The organism is Streptococcus parasalivarius, from assembly GCF_054785155.1.
Genome location: NZ_BAABOB010000003.1, coordinates 210,999 through 228,813 on the forward strand (window position 1 = coordinate 210,999; position 17,815 = coordinate 228,813).

Below are 17,815 nucleotides of genomic sequence, written 5' to 3' on the forward strand. Positions count from 1 at the left end.
TTTATTTCCCTTCTGCTTCAGCTTCAAAACGTTCTTTAACCTGCATAACGTCCTTGTCCCCACGACCTGAGAGGCAGACAATAAGGCTTTGGTCTGGCGACATCTTAGCTGCCACTTTTTGCGCAAGCGCAATGGCATGGCTAGACTCAAGAGCTGGGATAATACCTTCTAAACGTGACAGAAGTTTGAAACCTTCGAGAGCTTCTTCATCTGTAATAGAGTCGTAAGTCGCACGTCCAATTTCGTTGAAATAACAGTGCTCAGGACCAACCCCTGGGTAGTCCAGACCAGCTGAGATAGAGAAGGCTTCCATGATTTGACCATGAGCATCTTGGAGGACATCCATAAGCGCTCCATGAAGGATACCTGGACGGCCTTTGGCAAAGGTTGCAGCGTGTTTTTCGGTGTCAAGCCCCAATCCAGAAGCCTCAGCACCATACATGGCTACTGATTTATCATTAACAAATGGGTAGAACATACCGATAGCATTTGAACCACCACCGATACAAGCCATGACGGCATCAGGTAATTTACCACCAGAAATCTCTGCGTATTGACGTTTGGCTTCACGACCGATAACAGATTGGAAGTCACGAACAATTTCTGGGAATGGTGCCGGACCAAGGGCAGATCCCATGATGTAGTGAGTATCCTCGATACCTGCAACCCAAGCGCGAAGAGCAGCATTTACAGCATCCTTAAGCACGCGCGAGCCGTCTGTAACACTGAAAACCTTGGCACCAAGTAATTCCATACGGAAAACGTTAAGCGCCTGACGTTTAACATCTTCCTCACCCATATAGATAGTACAGTCCATATCGAAAAGAGCAGCGGCTGTCGCTGTCGCAACACCGTGTTGACCCGCACCTGTCTCGGCGATGATTTTCTTCTTACCCATACGTTTGGCAAGCAAGACTTGACCAAGGGCATTGTTAATCTTGTGGGCCCCTGTGTGGTTAAGGTCTTCACGTTTAAGGTAAATTTGCGCTCCACCGATATGATCAGTCAAACGTTTGGCGTGGTAAAGAGGTGTTTCACGGCCCACATAGTTTTTAAGGAGCTCATCCAATTCCGCTTGGAAACTTGGATCTTCTTTGGCTTCACGATAGGCCTTATCCAATTCAATAACGGCTGTCATCAGCGTTTCGGGAACGAACTGACCACCGAATTTTCCGAAAAATCCTTTTGCATCAGGTTGTTGATATGTCATGCTTTCACTCTTTCTATAAATGCTTTAATCTTGTCTAAATCTTTGTGACCATCTGTCTCTACACCTGAGGACACATCCAAGGCATAGGGATGGAAGGTTTCCTTGGCCTCTGCCACATTGTCCACAGTAAGGCCACCAGCAATAAAGTAGTCCTGCTCAATCTGCTTGTCAGCCAAGAGTTGCCAGTCAAAGGTCTGACCACTGCCAGCAATAGGAGCATCAAAAAGAAGATAATCCGACTGGCTCTTAACTTGAGAATCACTATCTGAAATCTGAATAGCTCGAATAACTGGTACTGATATCTCTGGAATCAGAGTCTCATCAAAAGTTCCATGAATCTGAACGATATCTAAGGGAACCTGACTAATCGCTTCTTCCAGTTCTTCAAGACTTGGTGAAACAAAGACACCGACGATTTTTGTCTGGCCTGTCACCCCTTTAGCCAGCCCCTGAGCTTGTTCAAGACTCACTTGACGCTTGCTTTTGGCGAACACAAAGCCAATGTAGTCCGCACCTGCTTCAACTGCAGTTGCTACTGCTTCTGGTGTCGACAGTCCACAAATTTTAACCTTTGTCAATTTGCAACTCCTTGACCTTCTCAGCCACATTGTCAGCCGTCATAAGGGCAGTTCCTACCAGAATCCCATTAAAATATGGGGCAACAAGGGCAGCATCCTGACCTGTGAAAATAGCCGACTCAGAAATATAAACAGGCTTGTCCTTGAAATGCGTTGATAACTCAAGACTGGTATTGATATCTGTCTCAAAAGTGACCAAATTACGGTTGTTAACGCCGATGATTTCGGCACCAATACGATGAGCCACTTCCAATTCTGGTAGATTATGCGTTTCAACCAAGACTTCCAAGCCAAGGCTAGTCGCAAAATCATAGAGCTCCTTGAGACGAGCTTCTGGCAAGGCCGCTACAATCAAGAGAATGACTGTCGCTCCCGCATTACGGCTACGCACAATCTGTTTCTCATCAATAATGAAGTCCTTAGCCAAGGTTGGAATAGCCACCTGTGACGAAATTTCTTTCAAATAGGAAATATCACCCTTGAAGAAAACCTCGTCCGTCAAAACAGAAATCATGGCTGCCCCATTTTCCTCATAGGTCTTGGCCTGAGCCACAATATCCACATCTAGGTTAATATCACCCATACTTGGACTAGCTTTTTTCACTTCAGAAATAATTTGCAGCTTGTTTTGATTTGACTTGAGAAACTCATAAAGACGATAGGTCTGACGCAAGGGCTGCAAGTCTTCCATGACCAACTGGGCCACTTCTTTTTCTTTTTGTTCTAAGATTGTTGGGAGAAAGGCTTTACTCATACTTGTACCTCTTGGAGTTGGCGAAGTTTCTCTAGGGCTGAGCCGTCCGCAATCAATTGACGAGCAAGCTCAACACCTTCTTTAATAGTCGCGACCTTACCATTGGCAAAGAAGCCAAGACCAGCATTAAGCAATGTTGTTTCAAGATAAGGACTGGCTTCATTTTTCAAGACACTAAGGAGAATCTCTGCATTTTCCTTGGCATCGCCACCTGTGATATCAGACAACTCAACCTTTTCCATACCCAAATCTTCATAAGTGAAAGTGTGCTGGCTGATGTGACCATCTTCCAAAAGGGTGTAGGTGTTAGTGCCATAAAGAGCAGCTTCGTCCATATTGTCAGGACCTGTGATAATAACCGCACGTTTACGTCCCAACTGTTGGATAGCATTAGCAACAATCTCCTGCAATTCCACACGGTAGAGGCCCATAAGTTGTGTCTCAAGGTCAAGCGGATTAGCCAGTGGTCCGACCAAGTTCATAATCGTTGGAATCCCAAGAGCTTGGCGAGCTGGACCGATAAAACGCATGGCTGGGTGCATGGTTTGGGCAAAGATAAAGGCCAAACCAACCTCATCAAGTGCTTTAGATAGGGTTTCTGGTGACGCCGCAACGTTGATTCCAAGGGCTTCAAGGACATCTGCCGAACCAGATTTAGAGGAAATCGAACGGTTACCAGCCTTGGCCATACGAATACCACCTGCTGCTAAGACAAAGCAAACCGTTGTTGAAATGTTGAAGCTATAAGACTGGTCCCCACCAGTTCCACAGTTACACATAGCATCTGTGAAGGTCTCAGGCAAGACCGTCGCATGTGATTTGAGAGCACGCACGATACCTGTGATTTCATCTGCTGTTTCTCCCTTAGTTTTAAGCCCCATAAGGAAGGCAGCGATTTGGCTTTCTGAGACTTCATTTTTGAGAATGCGGTCAAAGACTGCTTGGACTTGATCTTGAGACAAGTCTTGTCGGTTTGAGATTTGTAGGAATATTTCTTTCATATCTGTTTTCCTTTTAAAAACGGTTCAATGTTTTTCCGATGCACGAGGAGATGTTTTGAGCATAGACCAGTCTAGTCAAAAGACTGTCTAACTAGTCTGCAACAATTTTCACGAAATTTTCAACCATCTTGAGCCCATCTGGACTTCCGATGCTTTCTGGGTGATATTGCAAACCGTAAATTGGTAGCTCCTTATGTTGAATGGCCATGATTTCTTGATCATCAGTTGTGATAGCTGTCACATCAAAGCCCTCTGGCATTTGGTCAACAACGATGGAATGGTAACGCATGATTGGGACATCATTGTCAATATCCTTGAAAATTGGCGATGGCGTTTCAAAAGTAATATTGCTTTGTTTGCCATGCATGACATTCTTAGCCAAGCCAAGTTTACCACCAAAAGTTTCCGCAATAGCCTGATGCCCCAAGCAAATTCCCATCATCGGTTTTTTACCAGCGAAATCCTTTATCAAGGCTTCCATTTTACCCGCATCAGCTGGCCAACCTGGACCCGGTGAAAAGACTAGCCCGTCAGCTTTTTCTGCCTCTTCATAGAGCTTCTCATCATCGTTACGCAAGACCTTTACCTCTGTAAATGTCCCTAGGTATTGTGCCAAATTATAGGTAAAAGAATCATAGTTATCAACTAATAAAATCATTGGGCATCTCCTATTCTTGTCATAGCTTTCGCCTTGTTAATAGTTTCGTAAAATTCATTTTCAGGAACACTGTCATAGACAACACCTGCACCTGCCTGAACATAGGCTTTTTGATTTTTGAGAATCATAGTACGGATGGCAATGGCAAAGTCCATATCTCCTGTCGCAGACAGATAACCAATAGCTCCCGCATATATACCACGTTTTTCCTGCTCAAGCTCATAGATACGACGCATAGCACGAATCTTAGGCGCTCCCGACACGGTTCCAGCTGGTAGGGTTGATTTAAGAGCATCTAGTGCTGTCAATTCAGGCAAGAGTTGCCCTTTAACCACACTGGTAAGGTGCATCACATAGCGGAAATACTCAACCTCCATATACTTGGTCACCTTGACCGTACCATTTTTAGCAATCTTACCAATATCATTACGCCCCAAGTCAACCAACATACGGTGTTCCGCAGTTTCTTTAACATCATGTGAGAGTTCATCCGCCAAGGCAGCATCTTCAGCATCATTAGCACCACGAGGGCGAGTCCCAGCAATCGGATTGGTGACCACCTCTCCATTTTTTACTGAAACCAAGCTCTCTGGGCTAGCACCAATCACCTGATAATCTCCAAAATCATAGAAATAAAGGTAGTTTGATGGGTTGATCACGCGCAAGTTACGGTAGTAATCCAAAGGATCTCCCTCAAAGTCCGCTGAAAAGCGTTGGCTAAGCACACATTGGAACATATCTCCCTCACGAATGAGTTTCTTAGCCTTAGCCACCATATCCATGAAGACCTCTTTTTCGATATGATTTGAAAATTGCAAGGCTTGCAAGGCCTGAGGTGTAAACTCGTTTGGCGCCTGAGTCTGTAGGCTCGTTACCACCTGCCCCAGAGCTTGACGCACCGCATCGTTGTCACGACCAGAATAGATATTATCCTCAACCACATAAACCTTCTCCTTCTTGTGGTCAAAAATCAAATAAGACTCGTAGATGAAGAAATGCATATCAGGTGTTCCAATCGTATCTTCAGGAATCTCACCGATATTTTCATAGAGACCAATCATATCATAGCCTGCAAACCCGATAGCACCACCTGCGAAAGGTAGGTCAGACTTGATACCCTTGACTGTTACTTGGTCCAAATATTCGAAAGGATCCTGATCAATCGCCTTACCATTTTCATAAAGAACACCATCCTTGAAGGTTACTTCAAAGACCGGATTGTAAGCAACAATAGAAAAACGTGCATTTTCCTTCTCACGAGGAATGGATTCAAGGATAACCTTGTGTTCCCCCTGAACACGCATATAAGCCACGATTGGTGTTAAGGTATCGGCTGGTAAAATTTTTCTCATAGTATTTCCTTTCAAACTGGTTTATCGAGAGTAATAAGACTGATACAAGACTCCTTTATAGGATGTATCGGCACCATTATTGTTCTTTATTCACTTTCTCTTCCAAAGCAATAAAGGCTTGAATCATGCTTCGCCAAACACTTTCAGCCACATCTGGCGATAAGCCAAGCTCTAGTGCCTCCTTGCGACGGTTAGCTATGACTTGAGCAACACGATCACTAGCCTGGACAGCAACCTTGTCTCCCTGGGGCTTCAGCCGCCCTGCCTTTTCCACAAGTATTTGACGTTGGGCCAGGAGTCGAATTAACTGACTATCAATATTATCAATATCACTTCGAATATCGTTTAATGCATCCATAATACCCAACCTTTCATTGAATAATGAAATAATACTTCTTTAAGGTAAATAGACCTTTAAAGATAAAAGTAAACAAAAAACCTCACAGAGAAAAACTCTGTGAGGGCATTAAATCTAGTTTAACACGGTACCACCTCAGTTAATGGTCTCAAAAAAACGACCATCATCTCTATCTCCTCTAACAAGGAGTTGCACGGTAAGGGGTGCCAACCGAGAAGAATATGTGTTACCTTCTCATTATCATCCAATCAGCCCAATGTTCGCTCATCTCGATTACCTACTCACAATCACCGCAGGCTCCCTGAAAATCTAAGACCAGTTACTTTCTGATTTACTAACTATTGTACTCTTTTTTAAAAAGATGTCAAGAATTTTCTGTTAATTTTGACAATTCCCCTCCTATAAGATTCGTCTATACCTAATCCAGAAAGTGAGATAGTCTTGTCCCTAAGCTACACAAAATAAAAAAGCCCCCGAAAGGGACTTCTTGGTTTGATAAACAACGGCAGGGTGACAGTCCTGCATCTCTTTCAGACCCGAAGGTGCGGCGGCTGCCTCTTCCGCCCTCGTTGTTATTCCTTACCCATATTATATCACATTCTCTTAGCTCTACCAGCATTTAGATAGTTTTTCAGCTTAGAATCTTTAATCACAAACATGGTACGGACATTAAGTTTATCACATAATCTGACCGCTACCAAAACATTACCATCAATACGTTTGATGTACTCCAAGGACTGACCATTAGGATGGCGACCGATATAGTCCGGTTGAGCAATAATCTCTGGGATACGTTCATAGGTGGCATCAAAATCACTGAATTCCTGGCGATGTTTTTCCATATGCTTCTTACGTTGTTCAGACAGCGTGATTTCTTCACCAGGCTTGTAGTCCAAATCAAAAGTTTTAATGACTTTTGGCGTCAAGTGACCTACTATTTTCATGTTTCTATTGTACCACACCTCATACACATCAAGGCTTTTCCTACTGTTCAGCTATCAAAAAACTCAAGCCTGTTACCAAGCTCGAGTTTTGATTTATGCTTTTTGGAAAGCACCTTGTTTATAGCTAATCCAGAAGAAAAGCGGTGTACAGATAGCCATTGCTACTAGATAGATTGGCAAGGTATAGCTATTAAGTGTCGAAATCTCAATCACATCTCGAAGATAGTAAGAGCTAATCAAGAAGCCAAAGACTGAGTAAATAATCAAGGCCACACGCCCCTTATTCAACGGGATACAAGCACGAATAACGGCAAGGACACCCGTTGATCCCATCATATAGTAAGACAGCGTCAGCATGTCCGTATTGCTCATGCCAAGATAGACCTGAGACAGATGGAAAATAAGAACACTGATAACCAGCATCAAGGCATTAGGAATAGACAACTGGAGCGAACGTCTGAGGAAATGTTTCTCAACAGGACGAATATTACGCTCAAAGGTTAGAATAAATGGTGGAAAACCTTCGATAAATTGACCCGCCAAAGTCATCTGAACTTGAATAAAAGGGAAGACCAAGAGGTACTCTGCCTTACCAAAAACAATACTGGCAATACAGATAAGCCCCAAAAGGAAGGAATAAACAGTTTTAATGAGGAAAATCGGTGCAATGTGGGCAATATTATTAACCACACGGCGTCCCTCAAATAGAATTTCAGGAATGTCCTTAAACTCAGAATCCATAAGCACCAAGTTGGCAATCTGACGTGTTGCAGGATCTCCCTCTGCCATAACAATCGAACAATCCGCTTCACGCAGTGCCAAGATATCATTGACACCATCACCAGTCATAGCTGTCGTATGCCCATTGGCATTAAGGGTTTGGATTAACAACTTTTTCTGGTGCGGAGATACACGACCAAAAATCGCAGTATCCTCAGCCAAAGCCTCCAACTCCTCATCGCTGACCTTAGAACAGTCAATATAGCTTTGATAGTCGGCAAAACCAGCTTGATGAGCAATATGAGAAACCGTCACTGGATTGTCACCAGAAATAATCTTAAGCGTCACATCTTCTGAACGCAGGTATTCCAGAGTTTCTGCAGCATCCTCACGAATAGGATCGGCAATTTCAAGTAAAGTCAAAGCCTCGACGTCATTCGGCAAAATCATGGTCTCTGTATCAACACCTGACTGACTCCAAGCCAAAATCAAAACACGAGACCCTCGTGCCTGAGCCTGATCGACTGCCTTGGGATTTTCCTTAAGAAGCATCTCAGGTGCTCCCAAAAAGAGAGTTCCAAGCCCATTAACGCTCACAGCACCCCATTTACGATCGCTTGAAAATGGAATAACATCACCTACCTGATAATGATGTTCCAGACCCTCATAAGCATTTCGAATAGCCTGAGCTGTTGCATTTTTATCCTTGCTATGTTGCATATAAGCCGCAAGCAAACGCTCCAACTCCTCTTTCGTAAAACGCTCTGACAGTAGTTCTAGACCTTTAACTGTCATCTTTCCTTGTGTAATCGTCCCTGTCTTATCTAAACAAAGCACGTCTACACGGGCCAAGGTTTCAACAGAGTACATCTCTTGCACCAGGATATGTTTCATCCCAAGTTTAATGACAGCCGTCAAAAGAGATGTAATAGTCAAAAGGGCAATTCCTTTAGGCAACATTCCCAGAAGAGCTGTCGAACTGGTAACGACCGACTCTTGAAGGGAGAGCTGTTTAATCAAGTAAGCCTCAAAAAAGAGCGCAAGTCCAAACGGTATGACAATCTTTCCCGTAAACTTAGCAATCTTGTCCATATTATAAAGAATACGGGACACGATTGGCTTATGAGTCTTGGCCTCTAGCATGAGCTTGTTGGCGTAATTGTCCTCGGCTACATTAATGACCTTAGCATAGACCTGACCACTCACAAGATAAGAACCAGAGAGCAACTCCTTCCCATCTTTCTTTAGAATGTGATCACTCTCACCAGTCAGCATGGCCTCGTTAAACTCGGCTATCCCATCAACAACCACGGCATCACTAGGAACCTGCTCACCCGCAGACAAGAGCATGACATCATCCAAGACAATATCCTTAGGATCAATAGAAACAAGCTGTCCATCACGCACCACACGAATCTGATCCTTATTCATGAGATTGAGCTTATCAATCATGCGACGGGCACGCAACTCCGTCATCATCCCCGTAAAGGCATTAAGCACAATAATCCCAAAGAAAAAAAGATTAGACCAAGCCTGAACAGCAATCAAGGCCACAAAGATTGCAAAATTGAGCACATTAAAGGAGTTGAAGACATTACGCCTAAAAATCTCCCAATTGCTGGAGCCAGTTTTTGCTTTAAAATGATTTGTTTTACCGGCATCTATCCGCCGCTTGACCTCCACCTGCGTCAAGCCTTGTAACTGTTTTTTCATAACTTTCATAGTAGCATAAAAATGAGGTGTTTTCAAAGGTTAGCCGTCATGAATACCAAGGAAATAAGCCTATTACCCCTCATGCTTTTGCTACTCTGTCATTCAGACCAATAAACCCAACAAAAACATTCTGTAGAATTATACTCTCTAATTAAACCTACTTTGATAAATTAAATTAAACAACCACTGAAGATTGATTAATGGTTTTGGTTGAGCATCAATCACAGGTTGAACGGTCTCTCTAATTTCTTTTTGAACTTTTCGTTGATTATATTTAATCTTGTGATAACGTTTGTCAAGAGCAGCTTTGATAGAAAAATCATGATTTAAAAGATAGCCATTACCCGATGCCGAACTAAAATATAGAGTATCACCTGAAAGACCTAATATAGACGTTTTCGTTCCTTTATTTCTAGTTATAGCGTACATTCCATCATCATCATAGCTAATACCATCTATTTCCGGTGTATAGGCCCAACCTATATTCTCCATCAGAATAATGATGTCCGGTTCTGTTCTCGCCTTATGAGGGATGTGCTGAGCATAATAAACAGAGTTAAATTTTAAATTAATAAAGGTAAATAGGCTCATTCCTAAAACTGTAAACAGTCCTACAAGAAGCCCTAAAATATTTCTTTTTTGCATTGTTATCTTCTCTTTTCTTTTCTATCTCCAATCACATGTTGACTAGATTAACAATTAACCATTGTACACTATTTATAACAAGTCTTAAATTTTAAAGATTTGTAGCTTATGTGGCTTTGTCCTATAGCTTTTTTGACAAAGCCTCTTGATAACTTCGTTCTAAATAGACTGAACTCCCCTATAATACCAGATTCTCTTTTGCCCTCTCTTACTTTGTCAATCAAACTAAACATGGTATAGTAGTTAAGATTTTTACACTACTCATTTCTGGGCAGAAGTGGGCAGTAAAATTTAAGAAATAGGGGCTAACCCCTTGATATGAAAGGAATCTAGAAAATATTATGATGAACATGCAAAACTTGTTCCAAGAATTTTTTAGGCTTGTTATCATCATAAATACTGATTTTAAGGGATTTAACTACTAGTAAACTTAACAACTTCTATATATTTTACACTATATAGGACAGTAAATGGACAGTGACAGCATAATTGAAGAGTGAACAAAAAGAGGTATAAAAATACCTCTCAGAATTTTAATAGGAATTCTGATTTTTTTTATGCAAATCCATTTAAAAGCCAAAGGGTGTTTAATTATTATTTATTAAAATATAGATAAATATCATTTGATTAGTATTTGTTAAGTAGGAGTGTTTAATTCAAACGACTTCATTATAATGGTTGTCACATACATTAAAATAATAAAAATTTGAAAAAAGATTGAAAAATAAAAATAACATGTTATAATTATAGCGTCTTTATGAATAGGGAATATTGGTAGTAGTAACTTGAAGCCAACTTGATTGTAATCTTTCAACTCTTTTGGGGAGAGTTTTATACGATTACGTGTTGGTGCTTGTTACTATATGATATGGTATTGGGATAGGGTTATCATACCGATATTTTGATTTGTAAGATAGGGATAGAGCGTAAGTAAAGGGGACGCTCTTTAAAATGGGGAGAAGTTTTTATGAAATATATGTAAATTAGCAATACTGCTGGATTCAAAAACACTTTTATTAGCAAAGCGTTTTTTCTCCTGCAGTTTTTTTATTTATTAAATAGTGTATTTTTAAATTCGGGGGAGAAGACTAGAAAATCTCAAAACAATTGATATCCTTGGATGATATGACTTAGTTTTCTTGTCTTACTTCTTGAATTTTATACGTAATGATAGTCTTTTTATTGAGACCTTTTTCTTTATCTACTTTACATCATTTGCAAAACAAGACCAATAGCGAGGGCATTCCCTTTAATGCTTTTGGAGAAAGGATAACTCATTTTCCTTTTTATTGGGGATAATAAAGTGATAATGTAGAGTCTTATTTGTCAATATTATATTGATTTCGTATCGACAAGGTAGAGATTGGTGAAGTTAACCGTATAGAGAGTGATGATAAATTCGCTGGCGGTAAGGGTATTAATGTCAGCCGTATTCTACAACGTTTAGGAATTGACAATACTGCTACGGGCTTCATCGGTGGTTTTACAGGACGTTTTGTTACAGACAGTTTGGATGCTGAAGGTATTAAAACTACTTAGAATGGTGAGGCTGTAATGGTATTAGGAAAAGTAAGTGATTTTTTAATCAAGCATCAAAGATTGTTAACGTACTTAAGTATTTTTGCTGCGTTAATGTTATTAATGCGCTTAGTGTATGATGATGTTTTGATTGACCATGATAATCCCATCGTTTTAGCAATCTTTATAGGAATACTAGTTCTTTGGACCCTAGCATCTTACCTTAATCGAAGACAGCATATGCTATCCCACTTTATCTTACAGAGTTCGAAACTTATTAACGTCTATGCTGTAGACTTAGATTATCGTTTTATTGCGGTTAATAAGAATGATATTCGGCTCATGGAAGAAATCTTTTATTTCACTCCCAAAATTGGTGACTTTCCAATGAATTATCTTAATAGTGAAGATGCTGCGCGTTTAAAAGCAAATGTTGATCGTGCGAAAAAGGGTGAAACATTTATATTTATGGATACTATTAAGACAGGCGACAAAACGCTTTACTGGCAAAATATGTATTCTCCCATTTATAACAATCGCCAAAAAGTGATTGGTGTTTCTTGTTTTGTTCTTGATGTTACAGAGCAGAGACTTCATGAACTTGAAATACAGAGGATGGCATACGAAGATGTTTTAACACGGGTTCATAATCGACGATATATTGAGCTTGCTTTTGAGGAATGTCTGACACGTAAAGAAGAACAAATTACGGTTATTATATCTGATTTGGATAAATTCAAGGAAGCAAATGATACCTTTGGACATGCTACGGGAGATAAGATTCTAATTAAATTTGGTGATATTTTAACGAAGATAATGCCTGAAAGTGCTGTAATAGCAAGGTTAGGTGGAGATGAATTTGCGGTTTTACTCCCTGGAGTTTCTGAAAATCAAGCTGAATTTTTAATAAAACTTGTTCAAGCAGAAATAACTCTCAAAGATATGGGGATTACAGCATCTTTAGGTGCTTATACGGACTCTTATCAATCACATAAAAACTTCGTTGATTTTTTTGCAATAGCTGATAAGAAAATGTACGAAAATAAAAATCAAAAAGGAGAACGTCGATGATGTTTCAAGATGTTGTTATTGTCATTCCTGCCTATGAACCTGATGACCGTTTGTTGGAACTTTTGAAAAATATTCGGGATAAGGAAAATCAAATGTTTGACATTATTCTAGTCGATGACGGTAGTGGAGCTGATTTTGCACCGTTATTTGCAATAGCGCAGAGTAACTATGCTTGTCATTTGCAAAGACATGCTGATAATAAAGGAAAAGGTCGTGCTTTAAAAACGGCTATTTCATATATTTTGGACAATTTTCCTAATGCCAAAGGAATTGTGACGATTGATTCTGATGGTCAACACACCTACGAAGACATGATGAAATGTTTGGCTGAATTTTTGCAACATCCTGATAGTTTGGTGCTGGGTGTTAGAACATTTGAAAAATCTGTTCCTTTACGTAGTAAATTTGGAAATTTATTGACAAGAGACGTCTTGGGGGCTATGACAGGTATAAACGTTTCTGATACGCAAACGGGGCTTCGTGTGATTCCTATGTCATGGTTGCCAAAACTCTTAACCGTGGAGGGTGAACGGTATGAATTTGAGATGAATATGTTACTTGAGGCAAAAGAGGACAATATTCCGATTTGTGAAGTTGGCATTGCAACGATTTATTTGGATGAAAATCAGTCGTCGCATTTTGATGTGATTCGTGACTCGATTAGAATTTACAAGGTTTTCTTAAAGTACATTTTTTCAGCATTGTTTTCCTTCTTGGTTGATATTGTTGCTTTTACGATTTTAATTTCTTTGTTTAATGGATTGAGTTTTAGTGCGGTGACGTTAGCTTCGATTTTAGCGCGTGCGATATCATCTGTTGTTAATTTCACCTTGAATCGTAAGGTGGTCTTTAAACGAGGTCAATCAAATAGTGCGATAAAATACTTCACTTTGGTGGTAGTACAGATTGTTTTGTCAAGTTTATTGGTAACAGTTCTAGGAAATGCCTTGACGACGCTGCCAATTTCATTGGTGAAGATTTTAGTTGACGGTACACTTTTCATTGTCAGTTATTTTGTGCAAAAACATTTGATTTTTAGTGGAGGTGAGAATGAAGGTTAGTAAGAGGATACTCTATTTTGTTGCATTTGTAACGACTGCCTTTTATTTAACTTGGCGTTTGGTGGCGACTATTCCGTGGCATGATTCATGGTTTGCGCTGATCTTTGGGATTTTATTGTGGGGAAGTGAGGTAGTTTCAGCCATTACAGGCTACATTCTCATTTGGAATAAGCAAAAGGACTTTGAGCTTGAAAAGCCTGAGATTGCTAAGGAGCGTTACCCAGATGTGGATGTTTTGATTGCAACGCATAATGAGGATCCAGAGTTGCTTTATAAGACGATTAATGCCTGTACTTTTATGGAATATCCTGATAAGTCTAAGGTGCATATCTACGTCTGTGATGATACCAATCGTCTAGAAGTTGCCAAATTGGCAGATGAGCTTGGTGTTGGTTATTTTGGTTTGGCGGATAATAAAGATGCCAAATCAGGAAACTACAATAATGCTTTACGTCAGACGTCATCACCTTTGGTGGCGACATTTGATGCGGATATGATTCCTTATCGTGAATTCCTGTTGGAAACTGTGCCTTATTTTGTTGAACAAGTTGAGGCTTATGAAAATGGTGACGATTATGATAAGTCAAAAGTTGGTTTGATTCAAACGCCACAAAGTTTTTACAATGCTGATATTTTCCAATTTAACTTGTTTTCAGAATCAACCTTACCAAACGAACAAGATTTCTTTTCCAAAGAAATTAATGTTTGCAATAATTCGCACGGTGCAGCGGTTTATACGGGGTCTAATACGGTTATTTTCCGTAAGGCGATTGAAGATGTTGGTGGTTTTCCGACAAATACCATTACGGAGGATTTCGAGCTAGGTGTTCGGATGAATGCGGCTGGTTATGTAAATTATTCGACGAAAAGTCCAATGGCTAGCGGGTTAACGCCAACAGATTTGAAGAGTGTCATCAAACAGCGCACGCGCTGGGGACGTGGCGTTATTCGCAGTAGCTACAATATGAATATCTTCTTTAATCCCAAATTGACAAAGGGGCAAAGAATTGTTTATATTAATGGCTATCTTTATTGGTGGTCTTTCTTTAGACGGTTATTGTATATCTTAGCACCGATTTTATATACGGTTTTCCATGTGCGTTTGGTGGTGTCAAATATCTGGCTACTGTTCCTATTCTGGTTGCCAAGTTACGCATTGACACACTTGTCAATGCGAGAAGTCTCAAAACAATACCGAACACAGGTTTGGGGAGAAATTGTGGAAACGATTTTTGCTCCGTATTTGTTTATTCCCATGATGTTGGAGTCCTTTGGCATTAGCAATAAAAAATTTAAGGTGACACGTAAGGGAAATGATACGTCGTGGACGTTGTACCTTTATGCGCTTCCTTATCTTGTTTTATGGGGATTAGCCGTTTATGGTTTGGTGACTTTTAACTATGGAAAATTTAGTTCAGAGCTTTTTTATGGAAGTATTATCAGTTTTTGGTTGATCTATCATATCATCAATTTGACCTTTGCGATTTTCTGTGCGCTTGGTCGTCCGATTTATCGCTCAAGTGAGCGTTTTACTGTTGATGAAGCTATGGTTATTGAGGTTGATGATGATTCTTACCAAGTGAGAGTCTGTGATATTTCAGAAACGGGGATTTCATTCTATACGGATTTACCATTGTATTTGCCGAAAGAAAAAGAACTGACGCTTAATTTGCAATCACGTGATTACCATGCGATGGTAAAAGGTCATGTTGTTCGTGTTTTTGCGATTGATAATGGTTGGCGCTACGGCGTTCAATTTTCAGAAGTTCCTGAAGCTGATAAGCGCGAATTTTATCAGTACATTTATGACCGCATTAATCACAATCTTCCGAAGGAAAAAGACCCTTGGATGACAACATGGGATGATTTACTTGAGAACTTTAGTCAACGTTTCCAAAATAATGAACGTCCTGTTTCAGCCTATGACCAAGTAGCTTTTCCGAAAGTTCGTGTCAATGAAGAGGTTCATGTTGCTGGAAAAAAATGCCAGCTTAGAAAGACAGATTATTATTACATGACATTTTCTGGAAAATTGACAAATCCTAAAAAAGAACCGAATGTCGCATTTACCTACAAAGATTTGCCAATTCAGTTGACTTTTGTGTCCTATGATATTGATAGAGACGAATCGCTTTATCGAGTTACCAATTTAGCGGATTTGGATAGCTTACCTGCTTTTAAAGCCTTAGCAAATGAATGGAGAGGGAGAGTATGATTAGTATTGCTAGATTACTGTTGTTCTTTGTGATTACCATGGGGTACAATGCCTTTTTCCGTAATACTGTGAAGATGAATCGTCGTCTGACATGGGTGTTTACATTTTCAGTCATTACATTGGTATTGTACCTTGGTAGTTTGTTAGGCTTTATGTTGCAGACCGTGTATGCCATTTCTGTTTTGGGCTGTCTTTTGAGTCTTTATTATCTTTGGGCGGTATGGAAAAAGAAATATCGCTTTAGGAGACTTGATTATATTGCGCTTGGAATGATGGCTTATTTGCTTTTGTTTGGAATAACGCTCTGGCATTCACCGCTTTTACATTATGATAATTTTACGCATTGGGCAACGATTGTAAAATTTTTCCATATCAATAATGCTTTGCCAACACAGCAGGATACGATTATTAGTTATTATACCTATCCTGTTGGAAGTTCACTTTTCATTTATTTTTTCACGACTATCGTAGGCTTTTCAGAAGGTAGTATGTTGGTCGGGCAATTCTTCTTGATTGCTTCCAGTCTTTATGCCATGTTTGCGGCACTTCGTGATGATCGACGTGTCTTAATGGTTAGCATGATTTTTGCTTCGTTTGCTGTTTTTAATACGTTCAACGTTGCTATTCGATTAAATAATTTGCTGGTTGATTTTCTGCTTCCGGCCTTGGCCTTGGCAGCCATAGCAGGTTGTTTTGTCTATCGTAATCGTTTCTGGTTTTTGTCGCTAAATACGGCGGTAATTCTTGGATTATTAAGTATCGTCAAAGTAAGTGGACTTTTCTTTGTCGCTCTCGTTTTAGTAGTTTATGTGGTTTGTATTGTGCGTTTACTTGTTCGTAAAAGAGCACGTTTAAAAGCACTAGTGCTGCTCATAATGACCTTGCTAGTCAGCTGTCTTCCTTTTGTTATTTGGCAAAAGCATGTGACGGATAATTTCCCAAATGCCTCAAGTGCCAAGCATGCGGTGTCCATGTCAGAACTTGGTCAGGTATTGACTGGAAATCTGTCAGGCGTCCCACAAAAAATTATCACTCTTTTTGTCAAATCGGTGTTTACGTTTGACAGTTTGGCAAGCAATGGAATTTTGATAATCAATCTGATTATGCTGATTGCCTTTATTGTGATTGGCATTCGTTTGAAATATAAGAAATTTGTCTTGTTGACTTGGGGATTTGTTGATATTTCGATTGTGACTTACTATATTGGCATTTTACTCATGTATCTGACAGCAATGCCGACTGATGAAGCGTTAGAATTAGCAGGATTTGAGCGCTATGCTTCGAGCATCGTTATCTTTGTTTTTGGTTGTTTGACCATGGCTTTAGCATGGGTAATGGACAAGGGTCTGTATGAAAAAATCATTAGTAAACGTAATGCTAGGTCTTACAAGAGCTTATTTAATAAACACTTGTACCAATACGCGAGCCTTGTTTTGACAGTTTATGCCATTGGAATGTTCTTGTCAGAAAATAATAGCATTGTTTACAATAACAATCAGGAAACAAACGAGGTCGTAAAAGAAATTCGTCAGTTTACTGGAAGTCAGAGTAATTCGTCAACGGATAGAATTTTGGTTGTAACAGCAGATAAGGAGAATGTAGATAATTATTTTGTCCAATATGCTAGTCGTTATTATCTGTGGGATGTCAATGTTGATGCCAGAGAAAATTTTGTGTCGGTTGACCAAGAATTTTTAGATTTAATGGCATCATACAGCGACAGCGCAACAAGTTATTACCTCCGCAATGAAAATATCGATACTAGAGATGATTCCAATTTAACAGACGATGACTTTATTGCACTCTTAAAAACGTATGACGAAGTCTTGATTTTAGATGACCATTATACGTTTAATGCCTTGACGAAAAAACTATTTGGTCGGACATATTCCCCAGGATTGTATAAAGTATCAGATATTCTTGCTGGAAAAGGGTAAGTTTTCTAGCTTTATCAAGCATAAGTCTTGATATTTCAAATAAAATATGTAGAAGGAGGCGGAGTTTGTGACTTCGCCTC

Annotated in this window: 14 protein-coding genes and 1 pseudogene; 5 read left to right on the forward strand and 10 right to left on the reverse strand. The window is 39.9% G+C overall.

The window, feature by feature from the left end; all coding sequences use genetic code 11:
• Position 1: 1 nt before the first annotated feature.
• The 10 genes from trpB to ACYVQ1_RS04500 form a co-directional block, all read right to left on the reverse strand.
• Positions 2-1,210, reverse strand: a complete 1,209-nt coding sequence (trpB, locus tag ACYVQ1_RS04455; RefSeq protein ID WP_461249881.1) for a tryptophan synthase subunit beta — start codon at positions 1,208-1,210, stop codon at positions 2-4.
• The gene (locus ACYVQ1_RS04460) at positions 1,207-1,788 is read right to left on the reverse strand and encodes a phosphoribosylanthranilate isomerase (protein ID WP_461249880.1); all 582 of its coding nucleotides are present in this window, start codon (positions 1,786-1,788) and stop codon (positions 1,207-1,209) included. The genes trpB and ACYVQ1_RS04460 overlap by 4 nt, the downstream gene beginning before the upstream one ends.
• Positions 1,775-2,542: an indole-3-glycerol phosphate synthase TrpC gene (gene trpC, locus ACYVQ1_RS04465; protein ID WP_003096363.1), complete on the reverse strand. Its 768-nt coding sequence runs from the start codon at positions 2,540-2,542 to the stop codon at positions 1,775-1,777. The genes ACYVQ1_RS04460 and trpC overlap by 14 nt, the downstream gene beginning before the upstream one ends.
• The gene (gene trpD / locus ACYVQ1_RS04470) at positions 2,539-3,543 is read right to left on the reverse strand and encodes an anthranilate phosphoribosyltransferase (protein ID WP_461249879.1); all 1,005 of its coding nucleotides are present in this window, start codon (positions 3,541-3,543) and stop codon (positions 2,539-2,541) included. Before trpD ends, trpC begins: the two co-directional genes overlap by 4 nt.
• A gap of 91 nt (positions 3,544-3,634) precedes the next feature.
• Complete coding sequence (locus ACYVQ1_RS04475; RefSeq protein WP_002951622.1) at positions 3,635-4,201, reverse strand: aminodeoxychorismate/anthranilate synthase component II; 567 nt, start codon at positions 4,199-4,201, stop codon at positions 3,635-3,637.
• Positions 4,198-5,553: an anthranilate synthase component I gene (trpE, locus tag ACYVQ1_RS04480; RefSeq protein ID WP_461249878.1), complete on the reverse strand. Its 1,356-nt coding sequence runs from the start codon at positions 5,551-5,553 to the stop codon at positions 4,198-4,200. The genes ACYVQ1_RS04475 and trpE overlap by 4 nt, the downstream gene beginning before the upstream one ends.
• 76 nt (positions 5,554-5,629) lie before the next feature.
• Entirely contained in the window at positions 5,630-5,911 is a 282-nt protein-coding gene (locus tag ACYVQ1_RS04485) for a chorismate mutase (RefSeq protein WP_461249877.1), read from the reverse strand.
• 593 nt (positions 5,912-6,504) lie between these two features.
• The gene (locus ACYVQ1_RS04490; protein WP_461249876.1) at positions 6,505-6,855 is read right to left on the reverse strand and encodes a PBECR3 domain-containing polyvalent protein; all 351 of its coding nucleotides are present in this window, start codon (positions 6,853-6,855) and stop codon (positions 6,505-6,507) included.
• Positions 6,856-6,948: 93 nt separating this feature from the next.
• Positions 6,949-9,297, reverse strand: coding sequence for a cation-translocating P-type ATPase (locus ACYVQ1_RS04495; RefSeq protein WP_461249875.1), 2,349 nt, complete (start codon positions 9,295-9,297; stop codon positions 6,949-6,951).
• A 138-nt stretch (positions 9,298-9,435) separates the two neighbouring features.
• Positions 9,436-9,933 (reverse strand): hypothetical protein, encoded by a 498-nt coding sequence (locus ACYVQ1_RS04500; RefSeq protein WP_461249874.1) that lies wholly within the window; start codon positions 9,931-9,933, stop codon positions 9,436-9,438.
• A gap of 1,347 nt (positions 9,934-11,280) precedes the next feature.
• Here ACYVQ1_RS04500 and ACYVQ1_RS04505 point away from each other — a divergent pair.
• From ACYVQ1_RS04505 to ACYVQ1_RS04525, 5 genes and pseudogenes are all read left to right on the forward strand, one after another.
• Positions 11,281-11,466 (forward strand): annotated as a pseudogene (locus tag ACYVQ1_RS04505) (PfkB family carbohydrate kinase); the annotation flags it as partial.
• A 21-nt stretch (positions 11,467-11,487) separates the two neighbouring features.
• A complete protein-coding gene (locus tag ACYVQ1_RS04510; protein WP_461249873.1) occupies positions 11,488-12,522 on the forward strand; it encodes a sensor domain-containing diguanylate cyclase in 1,035 nt (344 codons plus the stop codon).
• Positions 12,519-13,583: a glycosyltransferase gene (locus ACYVQ1_RS04515; RefSeq protein ID WP_461249872.1), complete on the forward strand. Its 1,065-nt coding sequence runs from the start codon at positions 12,519-12,521 to the stop codon at positions 13,581-13,583. Before ACYVQ1_RS04510 ends, ACYVQ1_RS04515 begins: the two co-directional genes overlap by 4 nt.
• Positions 13,573-15,798, forward strand: a complete 2,226-nt coding sequence (locus tag ACYVQ1_RS04520; protein WP_461249871.1) for a glycosyltransferase family 2 protein — start codon at positions 13,573-13,575, stop codon at positions 15,796-15,798. The genes ACYVQ1_RS04515 and ACYVQ1_RS04520 overlap by 11 nt, the downstream gene beginning before the upstream one ends.
• The gene (locus ACYVQ1_RS04525; protein WP_461249980.1) at positions 15,795-17,735 is read left to right on the forward strand and encodes a hypothetical protein; all 1,941 of its coding nucleotides are present in this window, start codon (positions 15,795-15,797) and stop codon (positions 17,733-17,735) included. Before ACYVQ1_RS04520 ends, ACYVQ1_RS04525 begins: the two co-directional genes overlap by 4 nt.
• The last annotated feature ends 80 nt before the right edge of the window (positions 17,736-17,815 follow it).